This window comes from Streptomyces sp. NPDC055632 (genome assembly GCF_053618675.1).
Genome location: NZ_JBSHHY010000006.1, coordinates 25,542 through 39,247, shown reverse-complemented (window position 1 = coordinate 39,247; position 13,706 = coordinate 25,542). Strand labels below are relative to the sequence as shown.

General features: G+C 71.8%; 10 protein-coding genes. 6 read left to right on the top strand and 4 right to left on the bottom strand.

Annotated elements, in window-relative coordinates; genetic code table 11:
* Positions 1 to 13: 13 nt before the first annotated feature.
* From ACWGSR_RS10915 to ACWGSR_RS10905, 3 genes are all read right to left on the bottom strand, one after another.
* On the bottom strand, positions 14 to 820 hold the full coding sequence (locus ACWGSR_RS10915) for an ABC transporter permease (protein WP_376241876.1): 807 nt from the start codon (positions 818 to 820) through the stop codon (positions 14 to 16).
* Between the two features lie 157 nt (positions 821 to 977).
* Positions 978 to 1,958, bottom strand: coding sequence for an ABC transporter ATP-binding protein (locus tag ACWGSR_RS10910; protein WP_376241878.1), 981 nt, complete (start codon positions 1,956 to 1,958; stop codon positions 978 to 980).
* A gap of 20 nt (positions 1,959 to 1,978) precedes the next feature.
* Positions 1,979 to 3,322, bottom strand: a complete 1,344-nt coding sequence (locus ACWGSR_RS10905) for an NYN domain-containing protein (protein ID WP_453565464.1) — start codon at positions 3,320 to 3,322, stop codon at positions 1,979 to 1,981.
* Positions 3,323 to 3,547: 225 nt separating this feature from the next.
* On the opposite strand from ACWGSR_RS10905, the gene ACWGSR_RS10900 reads away from it, so the two are divergent.
* Positions 3,548 to 3,721, top strand: a complete 174-nt coding sequence (locus tag ACWGSR_RS10900) for a hypothetical protein (RefSeq protein ID WP_167309042.1) — start codon at positions 3,548 to 3,550, stop codon at positions 3,719 to 3,721.
* A gap of 72 nt (positions 3,722 to 3,793) precedes the next feature.
* On the opposite strand, the gene dnaE is transcribed toward ACWGSR_RS10900, so the two are convergent.
* The gene (dnaE, locus tag ACWGSR_RS10895; RefSeq protein WP_453565461.1) at positions 3,794 to 7,333 is read right to left on the bottom strand and encodes a DNA polymerase III subunit alpha; all 3,540 of its coding nucleotides are present in this window, start codon (positions 7,331 to 7,333) and stop codon (positions 3,794 to 3,796) included.
* A 190-nt stretch (positions 7,334 to 7,523) separates the two neighbouring features.
* Here dnaE and ACWGSR_RS10890 point away from each other — a divergent pair, with 190 nt between their 5' ends.
* The 5 genes from ACWGSR_RS10890 to ACWGSR_RS10870 all read left to right on the top strand — a co-directional run bounded on the left by ACWGSR_RS10890 (position 7,524) and on the right by ACWGSR_RS10870 (position 13,690).
* Complete coding sequence (locus ACWGSR_RS10890) at positions 7,524 to 8,882, top strand: DUF2252 domain-containing protein (RefSeq protein WP_401569191.1); 1,359 nt, start codon at positions 7,524 to 7,526, stop codon at positions 8,880 to 8,882.
* A 37-nt stretch (positions 8,883 to 8,919) separates the two neighbouring features.
* Positions 8,920 to 9,606 (top strand): hypothetical protein, encoded by a 687-nt coding sequence (locus ACWGSR_RS10885; protein WP_376241853.1) that lies wholly within the window; start codon positions 8,920 to 8,922, stop codon positions 9,604 to 9,606.
* A 98-nt stretch (positions 9,607 to 9,704) separates the two neighbouring features.
* Entirely contained in the window at positions 9,705 to 10,520 is an 816-nt protein-coding gene (locus ACWGSR_RS10880) for a DsbA family protein (protein WP_376241855.1), read from the top strand.
* 201 nt (positions 10,521 to 10,721) lie between these two features.
* Positions 10,722 to 12,371, top strand: coding sequence for an alkaline phosphatase D family protein (locus ACWGSR_RS10875; protein ID WP_453565457.1), 1,650 nt, complete (start codon positions 10,722 to 10,724; stop codon positions 12,369 to 12,371).
* A gap of 356 nt (positions 12,372 to 12,727) precedes the next feature.
* Complete coding sequence (locus ACWGSR_RS10870; RefSeq protein WP_376241859.1) at positions 12,728 to 13,690, top strand: zinc metalloprotease; 963 nt, start codon at positions 12,728 to 12,730, stop codon at positions 13,688 to 13,690.
* The last annotated feature ends 16 nt before the right edge of the window (positions 13,691 to 13,706 follow it).

Below are 13,706 nucleotides of genomic sequence, written 5' to 3'. Positions count from 1 at the left end.
CCTGTGACCCGCCTCAGCGGACGGCGGCCCTTCGGTACGCCCAGGTGGCGACCGCCAGCGAGACCGCGCCGACCGCGCCGCAGACGGCGAGGTCGAGGGCGACGGCCGCCCAGTCGGGGTCCGGGTCGAAGGTGCGGGCCAGGGCCTCCACGCCGTACGTCGACGGCAGCAGGTCCCGCGCCCAGCCGATGGGCCCGGGCAGCCGCTCCGCCGGGAGCACGCCGAGGAGCAGCGCCGCCGACATGCCGAGCTGGCCCAGGAGGGTGGCCAGTTCCTGACGGGGCGCGAGGAGCCCGAGGGCGGCGCCGAGCCCCGCGAGGGCGGCGCCGGAGAGCGGGACGACGGCGACGAGGATCCACAGGTGGGTGAGCGGCAGGCCGAAGAGCAGGGAGCCCGCGACGGCGGTGAAGGCGGTCCCGGGGACGGTGAAGGAGGCGTACGCCCCGGCCGCGCCGAGCACGACGGCGGCGGGCGGCACCGGCAGGGTGGCGTAGTGGTCGAGGCCGCCACCGGCCCGCAGCTGCCCGAAGTACTGGGCGAGCAGGTTGAGCGCGACGAAGGCGACGACGAGGACGGTGGAGCCGGCGACGACCGCGCGCGCCTCGGAGCCGCCGTCGACGATCCCGCGCATCAGGACCATGATCCCGATGGACTGGAAGGTGGCGACGAAGAGCAGCGGGATCCGGGCGACGCGGGCGCGGGAGAGCTGGGCGCGGTAGACGGCGGCCAGGGAGGGCAGCAGCCGGGCGCTCGGGGCGAGGGGCGCGGCGGCGGCGGTCCCGTCGGCGCGCGGACGGACGCCCGGTGCGCGGGTCGGCAGGGCCTCGGCGGGCACGGTGCTCACTGCGGACAGCTCCTGACGGTCGCGTGGGGGTACGGAACGCGGTGCCCCGCGGGGGCGGGGAGGTCCGCGTGCGGGAGGCGGGGGACGCGGAGAGCCGCGCGGGGGACGCGGCTGCCGCCGGGGGCGGGGCGGGTCATCCCTTCACCAGCCCCTCCGCGCCCTTCGCCCCGCCGCCGAGGGCGAGGTAGACGTCCTCCAGACTGGGGGTGGCCAGGGTGAAGTCGTCGAGGGCGGCGAAGGCGGCGCCGCCGGTGACGGTGGCGACGGCCGCGCGGGCCGCGTCGGGGGCGAGCCGCAGGACCCAGCGCCGGCCGGTCTCCTGGGCGAGGCCGCGCAGGGCGGCGACCTCGGGCAGGTGGAGCGGGGCGGTCTCGCGCCACACCAGCTCGACGCGGACCTCGCCCGCGACGCGCTCCTTGAGCCCGGCCGGGGTGTCGCAGGCGATGACCCGGCCGTGTTCGAGGACGGCGACCCGGTCGAGGACGGTCTCGGCCTCGATGACGTTGTGGGTGACGAGCAGCACGGTGGTGCCGTGTTCGGCGCGCCGCCGGTCGACGGCGGCCCAGACGGCGCGGCGGGCGACCGGGTCCATGCCGGTGGTGGGCTCGTCGAGGACGAGGACGGGCCGCCGGCCGACGAGGGCGGCGGCGACGCAGGCGAGGCGCCGCTGTCCGCCGGAGAGCTTCTTGAGGGGCCGGGGGGCGAGGGCGGTGAGGCCGAGCTCCTCCAGGACGGCGCCGCTCTCGGCGCGCGCGTCGCGGGCGGTGAGGCCGCGCAGCCGGCCGGTGGTCTCGGCGGCGAGGGCGACGGTCAGCTCGTCGAGGGCGGTGGACTCCTGGCCGAGGTGGGCGAGGAGGCGGGAGGCCCGCTCGGGGTGGCGCACCAGGTCGTGGCCGAGGAGCTCGACGGAGCCGGAGTCGGGGCGCATGAGCCCGGTGACCTGGCGGACGAGGGTGGACTTGCCCGCCCCGTTGGGGCCGAGCAGCCCGAAGATCTCCCCGCCGCGCACGTCGAGGCTGATCCCGTCGGTGGCCCGCACCTCGGGGGTCGCCGGGGCACCGCGCCTGCCGCGCGTGGCGGGGTACGTCTTGACCAGATCCCGCACCGCGCACACCGTACTCACGGAGGAAGAGCCTACGGGGTCGCCGGGCCCGCTCCGGGCGCGGGGGCGTGTTCGGCGGCGGCGCGGACGTCGATCTCGCGCCAGAAACCGGCCCGGATCGCGTACCGGTCGTGCTCGTCGATCTGGTCGTCCTTGTGGGCGAGGAGGCCGAAGCGGGCGGCGTAGCGGAGGAGTTCGCCGTCGATGCGGTGCGGGATGCGGGGGTAGAGGGTGGAGAGCTTCTGGACGTGGCTCTGTTCCGGGAGACGTTCCATCCAGCGGCGGGCGAACACCTGCCCGACCTCGAAGGGGTCGCCGCCGACGGTGGTGATGTCCTCCTCGCGGTCGGCCCAGCGCTGCTCGGCGCTGGTGAGGGTGGCGAGGGTGGGCAGGGAGGCGGTCTCGGGCGGTTCGCCGAGGGGGGCGGGGCGCTCGACCCAGCCCCGGTCGGAGGACCAGCGGAGCGCGCTGGCGCTCTGCGCCGCGGAGGAGCCGTGGGGGCCGTGGACGCCATGGGTGCCGTTGGCTGCGGGGCCGCGCAGCCCCGCGAGGTCCTTGGGGGTGGGGACGCCCCTGCTCTGGGCCGGGGCGCGCCCGTTCTCCCCGGCGCGGTCGTGGCCGTGGTCGAGGCCGCCGTCGGAGGCGCCGGAGGAGCCGTTCACCTCGGCCGGGGCCGTGCTCCCGTTCCGTACGGCCGCCGCGGCGGCTTCCGCCGCCCGTTCCGCGGAGGCGGCGAGGGCGGCCTCGGGCAGCGGCGCGGAGAGGATCGCGGCGATCTCGGGGCGCGGGGCGGGCGGGGGCGCGCAGAGCCCGGTGAGGTCCTTGGCGCGGACGGCGCGGGTGATCCAGGCCCGGTCGAGGACCCGCCGCTCGTCGGCCTCGGCGACAAGGTCCTCGGACTGGTTGTAGTCGCCGTCGGCGGCCTGGACGGCCCAGAGGTGGACGGCGACGCCGTGCTCCTTGGCGGACATGAGGCCGGGCAGCAGGTCGCCGTCGCCGGTGACGAGCACGATGTCGGAGCAGGCCCTGTTCCGGGCGAGTTCGGTCAGCTCGGTGTGCATGGCCGCGTCGACGCCCTTCTGCGCCCAGCGTCCGTCGCTCCTGGTCAGGGCGCCGAGCCGGACGGTGACCCGGGGCATCACGCGCAGTCTGCGGTGCTCGGGCTGGGGCACCCGGTCGGGCGCGCCGTCGAACCAGTAGATCCGCAGGAGGGGCAGCGCGGTCTCGGCCTCGGCCCGCTGGCGCAGCTGCTGGATCAGCGCGGCGTGGTCGACGGTGATCCGGGAACGGGCCGGTTCCCCGGCGAGGAGGCTGGCGGCGGCGCCCAGCAGGTAGCCGGCGTCCACCAGGACGACGCAGCGGTCCACGTGTTCCACCCTCTTTCGGCCCTGGGGGTCGGACTCGGGATCGGAAGTTGCTCCGGGTTTCCTTCGAGTCTGCCCGACCGCCGGTGGCTTGACGGTCGGAACTGGATCATCGGCGTGGCGAATGTCCTGCTCGGCGGGCCCTGACCCTCCGTAATGATCCAAAATGCGGCGTTTCAGGCCTTATGTGAGGCTGACAGCGGCCCTGGCCCCTAATTCCCTTGAGGAGGCATCACCATGGCCAAGAACCGGAACCAGAACCGCGCCCAGAAGCAGCAGTCCCCGGCCGAGCGCGGCGCCCAGCAGGCGCAGCAGTCGGCGATGGAGTCGGAGGCCGCGCAGCGCGCGTCCCAGGTCCTCCCGAGCGACGTCGCCCGCAAGGGCCGCCAGAAGCGCTTCGGCCACAACTGACGGCTTTCGCGTACGGCAAAGGGGCGCGCCCGTGACGACGGGCGCGCCCCTTGCGCGTGGCCGGACGGAGGATCAGCCCGCCAGGCAGGACGGGCCGAGCAGCACCTTCAGATCGCCGAAGAGCGCCGGGTCGGCCGTCACCCGGTGCCGGTCGAGCCGCAGCACGGTGGTCTTGCGCGGGCCCTGGAGCCTGATCCGCACCTCGGTGTTGCCCTTGTGGTGCTTGAGGATCTCGCCGAGCCTGCTGACCATCGGCGGGGTCACCTTGACCGTCGGGATGGTGAGGATCACCGGCGCGTTGGTCCCGGCGTTCGACAGGTCGGGGACCATCAGCTCCATGGCGACGAGCCGGGGCACGTCCTCGCGCTTGTCGAGCCGTCCCTTGACGAAGACGACCGTGTCCTCGACGAGCTGGGTGGAGACCAGCTGGTAGGTGGCCGGGAAGAACATGCACTCGATGGAGCCGGCCAGGTCCTCGACGGTGGCGATGGCCCAGGCGTTGCCCTGCTTGGTCATCTTGCGCTGGAGGCCGGAGATGATGCCGCCGATGGTGACGACCGCGCCGTCGCTGTGCTCGCCGCCGGTGAGCTGGGAGATCGCCGCGTCCGTCTTGTCGGAGAGGACGTGCTCGATGCCGAAGAGCGGGTGGTCGGAGACGTAGAGGCCGAGCATCTCGCGCTCCTGGGCGAGCAGGTACGACTTCTCCCACTCGACGTCGGAGAAGACGACGTCGAGGCCGAAGCCGGGCTCGTCGCTGGTCTCCTCGCCCATGCCGCCGAAGAGGTCGAACTGTCCCTCGGCCTCCTTGCGCTTGACCGCCACCACGTTGTCGATCATGGGTTCGTGGTGGGCGACCAGGCCCTTGCGGGTGTGGCCCATCTCGTCGAAGGCGCCGGCCTTGATCAGCGACTCGACGGTCCGCTTGTTGCAGACGACGGCCTCGACCTTGTCGAGGAAGTCGGGGAAGGAGGAGTACTTCCCCTTGGACTTGCGGGTCTTGATGATCGACTCGACGACGTTGGTGCCGACGTTCCGGACGGCGGTGAGGCCGAAGAGGATCACGTCGTCGCCCTGGGCGGCGAAGTTCGACTCGGACTCGTTGACGTTGGGCGGCAGCACCTTGATGCCCATGCGGCGGCACTCGTTGAGGTAGACCGCGGACTTGTCCTTGTCGTCCTTGACCGAGGTGAGCAGCCCCGCCATGTACTCGGCCGGGTGGTTGGCCTTGAGGTAGGCGGTCCAGTAGGAGACCAGGCCGTACGCGGCGGAGTGCGCCTTGTTGAAGGCGTAGCCGGCGAAGGGGACCAGGACGTCCCAGAGGGACTGGATGGCCTCGTCGCTGTAGCCGTTCTTCCGGGCGCCGGCCTGGAAGATGGTGAAGTTCTTCGCCAGCTCCTCGGGCTTCTTCTTGCCCATCACGCGGCGGAGAATGTCGGCCTCGCCGAGCGAGTAGCCGGCGATGATCTGGGCGGCCTTCTGCACCTGCTCCTGGTAGACGATGAGGCCGTAGGTGACCGCGAGCACCTCTTCGAGCGGCTTCTCCAGCTCGGGGTGGATCGGGGTGATCTCCTGCTGCTTGTTCTTGCGCAGGGCGTAGTTGGTGTGCGAGTTCATGCCCATCGGGCCCGGCCGGTACAGGGCGGACACGGCGGAGATGTCTTCGAAGTTGTCGGGCTTCATCAGCCGGAGCAGCGAGCGCATGGGGCCGCCGTCGAACTGGAAGACGCCGAGGGTGTCGCCGCGCTGGAGCAGTTCGAAGGTCTTCGGGTCGTCGAGCGGCAGGGCGAGCAGGTCGAGGTCGATGCCCTTGTTCGCCTTCACCATCTTGACGGCGTCGTCCATGATGGTGAGGTTGCGCAGGCCCAGGAAGTCCATCTTCAGGAGGCCGAGCGACTCGCACTGCGGGTAGTCCCACTGCGTGATGGTGACGCCGTCGGTGTGCCGCACCCAGATCGGCGCGTGGTCGACGATCGGCTCGCTGGACATGATCACGCCGGCGGCGTGCACGCCCATCTGCCGGACCAGGCCCTCGACGCCCCGGGCGGTGTCGATGACCTTCTTCACGTCGGGCTCGTTCTCGTACATCGCCCGGATCTCGCCCGCCTCGCTGTAGCGCGGGTGGGAGGGGTTGGTGATGCCGTCGAGGTCGATGCCCTTGCCGAGGACGTCGGCGGGCATGGCCTTGGTGAGCCGGTCGCCCATGGCGTACGGGTAGCCGAGGACGCGCGCGGAGTCCTTGATCGCGTTCTTGGCCTTGATCTTGCCGTAGGTGCCGATCATGGCGACCTTGTCGGAGCCGTACTTCTCCGTGACGTACCGGATGACCTCGACGCGCCTGCGCTCGTCGAAGTCGATGTCGACGTCGGGCATGGAGATGCGCTCGGGGTTGAGGAAGCGCTCGAAGATCAGTCCGTGCGGGATGGGGTCGAGGTCGGTGATGCCCATGGCGTACGCGACGATCGAGCCGGCCGCGGAGCCGCGGCCGGGGCCCACGGCGATGCCCTGGCTCTTGGCCCACATGATGAAGTCGGCGACGACGAGGAAGTAGCCGGGGAAGCCCATCGAGATGATGGTGTCCATCTCGTACTCGACCTGCTTCATGCGGTCCTCGGGGATGCCCCCGGGGAACCGGCGGGCCATGCCCCGCATGGTCTCCTCGCGGAACCAGGTGACCTCGGTGTAGCCCTCGGGGATGTCGAACCTCGGCATGAGGTTCTTCTCGACGAACATGCCCTCGGTGGAGATCTGCTCGGCGACCAGGAGGGTGTTGCGGCAGCCCTCCTGCCAGGCGTCCGAGGAGTCGACGGCGTACATCTCGTCCGTGGACTTCAGGTAGTAGCCGGTGCCGTCGAACTTGAAGCGGTCCGGGTCGGAGAGGTTCTTGCCGGTCTGGATGCACAGCAGGGCGTCGTGGGCGGTGGCCTCGTGCGCGTAGGTGTAGTGCGAGTCGTTGGTGACCAGCGGCGGGATGCCGAGCTTCCTGCCGATCTCCAGGAGCCCGTCGCGGACACGGTGCTCGATCTCGATGCCGTGGTCCATCAGCTCCAGGAAGTAGCGGTCCTTGCCGAAGATGTCCTGGTACTCGGAGGCGGACTTCAGGGCCTCGTCGAACTGGCCGAGGCGCAGTCGGGTCTGGAGCTCGCCGGAGGGGCAGCCGGTGGAGGCGATCAGGCCCTCGGACCACTGGGAGATGGTCTCCTTGTCCATCCGGGGCCACTTCTGGAGCCAGCCCTCCTGATACGCGTCGGAGGAGAGCTTGAAGAGGTTGTGGAGGCCGGTGACGTTCGCCGCCCAGATCGTCTTGTGGGTGTAGCCGCCGGAGCCGGAGACGTCGTCCCGCTTCTGGTGCGGCTGGCCCCACTGGATCTTCCGCTTGTTCCGCCGGGACTCGGGGGCGACGTACGCCTCGATGCCGATGATCGGCGTGACCCCGGCCTTCTTGGCCGTGTGGAAGAAGTCGTACGCGCCGTGCAGGTTGCCGTGGTCGGACATGGCGATGTGCGTCATGCCCATCTCGTTGCACGCGTCGAACATGTCCTTCAGCCGCGCGGCACCGTCCAGCAGCGAGTACTGGGTGTGGACGTGGAGGTGCGTGAAGGGCGGCTTGGTCACGGCGGGAGGCCTCCGGGAACGACGACGAGCAGGCTGCGGGCAGTCTGAGGGGGACGGTGTCGGAGTCTAGTCGGGCGGGAGGGTCGCGCGGGGCACTCGGGGGCTAGGGTCGCGCGTTGTGAGACGGGGAATACCTGTCCCTTTTGTCGTGAACACTCTGCGTGCACGTCCCGTACCAGGAGGCATCCCGATGTCGGTCCCCCAGCCCACCGCCACCGAACGCGGTGAGCACATCCTCGCCGTCTTCGACACCGCCTTCGGCGAGCTGCTCGCCGCCGACCCGGCGGCCTTCCGCGTCAAGTTCCGGAAGATGGCCGGGTCCGCCTTCGCCTTCTACCGGGGCACCGCGTGCCTGTTCTACGCCGACCTGGAGCGGGAGGCCCACGGCGGGCCGTACCTGGACGAGCGCACCGGCCGGGTCTGGATACACGGCGACCTGCACGCCGAGAACTTCGGCACGTACATGAACGCCAACGGGCGCCTGATCTTCAACGTCAACGACTTCGACGAGGCGTACGTGGGCCCCTTCACCTGGGACCTGAAGCGGCTCGCGGCCTCGCTCGCCCTGATCGGCTACGCCAAGGCGCTCAGCGACGGACAGATCACCGAGCTCGTGCGGATCTGCGCCGCCGCCTACCGGGAGCGGATCCACGCCCTGGCGACCGGTGCCGAGGGGGACGAGGCGCCCGGCTTCACCCTGGAGACCGCCGGCGGGCCGCTGCTCGCCGCCCTGCGCCAGGCCCGGTCGCTGACCCGTTTCGGCCTCCTCGACTCGATGACCGGGATCCGGGACTTCGAGCGCCGCTTCTCGGCGGGCCGCGGCGCGATCGAGCTGGACGCGGCCACCCGCCGCGAGGTCCTGACGGCCTTCGACGCCTATCTGGAGACCCTGCCGGAGTCCAGCCTGACCCGCCCCGACTCGTACCGGGTGAAGGACGTGGTCGGGCGGCGCGGGATCGGCATCGGCTCGGCCGGTCTGCCCTCGTACAACATCCTCCTGGAGGGCAACAGCGACGCCCTGGAGAACGACGTCGTGATCTACCTCAAGCAGGCGCAGACCCCGGCGGTCTCCCGGCACGTGACGGACGCGGCGGTACGGGAGTACTTCCGGCACGAGGGGCACCGGACGGTGATCTCGCAGCGGGCGCTCCAGGCGCACGCGGACCCCTGGCTGGGGTGGACGGAGCTGGGCGGCGCGGGACAGCTGGTGGCGGAGGTCTCGCCGTACGCGGTGGACCTGGACTGGTCGGACATCGACGACCCGGCCGAGATCGCGGCGACCGTGGCGGACCTGGGGCGGGCGACGGCGACCATGCACGCGGCGGCGGACGACTCCAGCGGCCACTCCCTCGTGCCGTTCTCGACGGAGCGGGCCATCGACGCGGCGATCGGCGCCGACGGGGAGGGCTTCGCCGAGCTGCTCGTGGACTTCGCGCACTCCTACGGGGCCCGCGCCCGGGCGGACCACCAGATCTTCGTGGACCTCTTCCGCAACGACCGGATCCCGGGACTCCAGGGGCCGGCGGGACCGTCCACAGTTTCCCTTTAATGACCCCTTACGCGCCCGCGTGGCACACTCCTGAGCGATGGACATGGCAGGGACGCAGCTGAGGGCGCTGCGGGCGGCGTTCTTCACGGCACTGGTCGTGACGCTGTCCGTGGCGTCCCACGTGCTGCTCTCGGGCGTGCCGCTGCCGGTGGGCGCGGTCCTCCCGGTCGCCGCCGCCGTCTTCGCCGTGGCGTACGCGCTGGCCGGCCGCGAGCGCGGCCTCGGCCCGATCGCCGGGCTCCTCGTCCCGCTGGAGCTGGCGGCCGACACCTTCTTCACCAGCGGCCAGACGGTCTGCTACGGCCCCGCCGGCGGGCCGGTCGCCGGGTCGCTGCGCGCGGTGGGCGTGGAGGTCTTCTGCGGCGGCGCCGTGGGGGCTCCGCTGCCCGGCGTGGCGGCCCCGGAGAGCGGGCACGCGACCGCCCTGCTCTCCTCCCCCGACCCGGCGCTGCCGTGGCTGCTGCTCCTGGCCCACGTGGGCGTCGGGTTCTCGGCGGCCTGCTGGCTGCGCGGCGGGGAGCGGGCCCTCGCCCGGCTGGTCGGCGCGCTGGAGGCCTTCGCGTTCCGGCCGCTGCTGCTCGTGGCGGCCTTCTTCCGCGCGGGCGGTCCGGCGCCCCGGCGCGCCGGGCGCCTCGAGGACCGGCCCCGGTCCTCGCGCACCCGGCTCCTCGTGCACTCCGTGGGGCGGCGGGGGCCGCCGCGTCCGGGCCTCGCTCTCGTCTGAGCGAGCCCCGCGGCTCCCCCCTTTCCCCTTTTCACGGGCGCTCCACGTCCTCCACGGACGTTTTTTGCGCCCTCCGCAGCCCCACGGAGAAGAAGATCATGAGTGCACGCAACAGCCAGGCCAGCAAGGCGGCCGCCCGCGAGCGACTGCGCCAGGAGCGCGAGCGCCAGGCGAAGAAGGACCGGGTGCGCCGGCAGCTCGTCGTGGCCGGTTCGGCCGTGGCCGTCCTCGCCGTCGCCGGCGGCGTCGGCTACGCGGTGGTGCAGGCCAACAAGCCCTCCGAGTGGGAGACGGCGGCGAAGGCGACGTCCGTCACGGCCCCGAAGAACACCTCGGGCGCGAACGGCACGACGGTCGTCGTCGGCAAGGCGTCCGCGAAGAAGACCCTGGAGCTGTACGAGGACTCGCGCTGCCCGGTCTGCGCGACCTTCGAGCAGTCGGTCGGCTCCACGGTCGAGAAGGACGTCGAGGAGGGCAAGTACAAGATCCGGTACGTCGGCGCCACCTTCATCGACGACGTCGCCACGGGCGAGGGCTCGAAGAACGCCCTGTCGGCGCTGGGCGCGGCCCTGGACGTGAGCCCGGAGGCCTTCCTGACGTACAAGTCCGCGCTCTACTCCACGAAGTTCCACCCGGAGGAGAACGACGACAAGTTCGCCGAGGACTCCTACCTGATCGAGGTCGCGGAGTCGGTGCCGGCGCTCAAGGGCAACGCCGCGTTCAAGAAGAACGTCGAGGAGGGCACCTTCGACGCCTGGGCGATGAAGATGTCCAAGGCCTTCGACGACAGCGGGGTGAAGGGCACCCCGACGCTGAAGATGGACGGCAAGCCCGTGACGGTCCAGGGCTCCGACAACCCGCCGATGACCTCGGAGGAGTTCACGACGGCGATCACGGCGGCCCTCAAGGGCTGACGCCCGCCGCCGGCCTCCGCCCCGGAGGCCGGCCGCCCGCTCCACGACGGAGCACCGACCTCTCGGCCCCGGACCCCCGGTCCGGGGCCGGGGCGCGTCCGGACCGGCTCCGGGCACCCCGGGCGACCCGGGGGCGACCAGTCGGCGAACTTCCGGATTTCGCCTGCCCACCGGTCGTACCCGTCAGTAATCTGACTGCCCGTGACCAGTCGCTTCATATCTCCCGCCCCCACCCGCCGCACGGTCGTGAAGGCCGCCGCCGTCACCGCCGTCGCCGCGCCCGCCCTCCTGGGCGCGGCCTCCCCCGCCCTCGCGGGGACCGGGGCCCCCGCCTTCCTCCACGGCGTCGCCTCCGGCGACCCGCTGCCCGACGGCGTCCTGCTCTGGACGCGCGTCACCCCCGTCCCCGAGGCCGTGCCCGGCTCCGGCCTCGGCCCCGACGTCCGGGTCGGCTGGGAGGTCGCGGAGGACCGCGGCTTCGCCCGGACCGTCGCCTCCGGCACGACCACGGCGGACGCCGCCACCGACCACACCGTGAAGGCGGACGTCCGGGGCCTGCGCCCGGCCACCTCCTACTGGTTCCGCTTCACCGTGGACGGCGTGGTCTCGCCGGCCGCCCGCACCCGCACCGCCCCGGCCGCCGACGCGGCCGCGCCCGGCGTCCGCTTCGGCGTGGTCTCCTGCGCGAACTGGGAGGCCGGGTACTTCTCCGCCTACCGTCACCTCGCCGCCCGCGCCGACCTGGACGCGGTGCTCCACCTCGGCGACTACCTCTACGAGTACGCCAGTGGGGCCTATCCCGACGCGAAGTACACCGTCCGGGCCCACGAGCCGCGCCACGAGATCGTCTCGCTCGCCGACTACCGCGCCCGGCACGGGAAGTACAAGACGGACCCCGACCTGCGGGCGCTGCACGCGGCGCACCCGGTGATCGCCATCTGGGACGACCACGAGTTCGCCAACGACGCCTGGACGGGCGGGGCCGAGAACCACACCCCCGGCGCCGAGGGCGAGTGGGCGGCCCGGGTGGCGGCCGCCAAGCAGGCGTACTTCGAGTGGATGCCGGTCCGGGCCTCCACCGAGGGCACGGTCTTCCGGCGCCTGCGCTTCGGCAGGCTGGCCGATCTGCACCTGCTCGACCTGCGTTCGTTCCGCTCGGCCCAGGCGAAGACGGGCAGCGGCACGGTCGACGACCCGGAGCGGAGCATCACCGGGCGCGCCCAACTGGACTGGCTCAAGGCCGGTCTTGCCGGTTCGGACGCGGCCTGGCAGCTGGTCGGCACCTCGGTGATGATCTCGCCGGTAGCCTTCGGCGCCCTGCCCGCCCACCTCCTGGAGCCGCTCGCGGAGCTGATGGGCCTGCCGAAGGAGGGGCTCGCGGTCAACGTCGACCAGTGGGACGGCTACACGGACGACCGCAAGGAGCTGCTCGCGCACCTGACCTCGCGGGGCGTCCGGAACACGGTCTTCCTGACCGGCGACATCCACATGGCCTGGGCCAACGACGTGCCGGTGAAGGCCGCGACGTACCCGCTCTCGGCCTCGGCGGCGACCGAGTTCGTGGTCACCTCGGTGACCTCGGACAACCTGGACGACCTGCTGCACGTGGCGCCGGGGACGCTCTCGGCGGTGGCGGCGACCGCGGTGAAGGCGGCCAACCGCCATGTGAAGTGGGTGGACATGGACCACCACGGCTACGGGGTGCTCGACGTGACCGCCGCCCGCTCGCAGATGGACTACTACACGGTCTCCGACAAGAGGGACCCGGCCGCGACGGCGGCCTGGGCGCGCTCGTACCGGACGCAGAGCGGAACGCAGCGTGTCGAGCGGGTGTACCAGCCGGTCCTCTGAGGCATCCCGGATGGTTGATTTTCAGCCATGATCCCTTCTGTTAACGAGAGATCACACGGCTACGGCGGGTGGCGAGTTCCAGCGATCGAATCCGGACACACCACCCGCCTCCGTCCTCCCGCTCGTTACGTCGGCGTCTCAAACTCCGGAAGGCGCAGAAGATTTTCTTCCCGTTGCGCCGAATTGCCCCACGGATGATTGGGCCTGATCACTCCTCAACGGCCACTGACATGGACGCGTAATCTCCCCGGCGTGGCGGAGGAAGTTCCTCCGCGCACCCCCCACGAGGAGTCACCATGCGTGCTCTTGTCCGTATATCCCCGCGTACGTCACGTCGTGTCATCGGTACCGCCGTCATGGCCGGAACCCTGGCCCTTGCCCCGCTCTCGGCCCCCGTCGCCACCGGTGCCGCCACCGCCGACCGCGCCTCCGCCTCCCTCTCCGCCGAGGAGTGCGAGGACGGCACCGGGGCCGTCTCCGGCGCCCGCAAGGCGCGCGGCGCCGACAGCCACGCCGCCGAGCCGAACGAGGTCTCGGCCGCCCAGGCCAAGGCGATGGACGCGGACCTCAAGAAGAGACTGGCGTCGCTCTCCCCGGCCGCGACCGCCAGTGCCGCCCGGGCCGCCGCCTCGGGCCGGGCCGCCGCCGCGGTCACCATCCCGGTCTACTTCCACGTCATCCACTCCGGGACGACGGGCAAGCTCTCCGCCTCCGCCATCAACAGCCAGATCGCGGTCCTCAACGCGGCCTACGGCGGCCAGGGCACCGGCAACGTGAACACCAACTTCCAGTTCACGCTGGCCGGCACCGACTACACGAACAACTCCAGCTGGTACAACCTGGCCTCCGGCTCCAGCGCCGAGAAGCAGATGAAGCAGACGCTCCGCAAGGGCGGCGCGGGCGCGCTGAACTTCTACACCGCCAAGCTGAGCGGCGGCCTCCTCGGCTGGGCGACCTTCCCGACCTCGTACGCCTCCAACCCGAAGATGGACGGCGTCGTCGTCCTGGACGCCTCGCTCCCGGGCGGCTCGGCGGCCAACTACAACCAGGGCGACACCGGTACGCACGAGGTCGGCCACTGGATGGGGCTCTACCACACCTTCCAGGGCGGCTGCAGTGGCAGCGGCGACTCCGTGGCCGACACCCCGGCCGAGTCGAGCCCGGCCTACGAGTGCCCGACGGGCCGCGACACCTGCACCACGGCGGGAGCGGACCCGATCCACAACTTCATGGACTACACGTACGACTCCTGCATGTACCAGTTCACCGCGGGCCAGGTGTCCCGGATGAGCCAGCACTGGACCGCGTACCGCGGCTGACCGGCTCCGGAAACAC

Bases quoted from the DNA above. Each gene is read 5' to 3' on its own strand.
- ACWGSR_RS10900 (WP_167309042.1), top strand. From the start codon at position 3,548: ATGGCCAAGAACCGGAACCAGAACCGCGCCCAGAAGCAGCAGTCCCCG.
- ACWGSR_RS10890 (WP_401569191.1), top strand. From the start codon at position 7,524: ATGTCGGTCCCCCAGCCCACCGCCACCGAACGCGGTGAGCACATCCTC.
- ACWGSR_RS10885 (WP_376241853.1), top strand. From the start codon at position 8,920: ATGGACATGGCAGGGACGCAGCTGAGGGCGCTGCGGGCGGCGTTCTTC.
- ACWGSR_RS10880 (WP_376241855.1), top strand. From the start codon at position 9,705: ATGAGTGCACGCAACAGCCAGGCCAGCAAGGCGGCCGCCCGCGAGCGA.
- ACWGSR_RS10870 (WP_376241859.1), top strand. From the start codon at position 12,728: ATGGCCGGAACCCTGGCCCTTGCCCCGCTCTCGGCCCCCGTCGCCACC.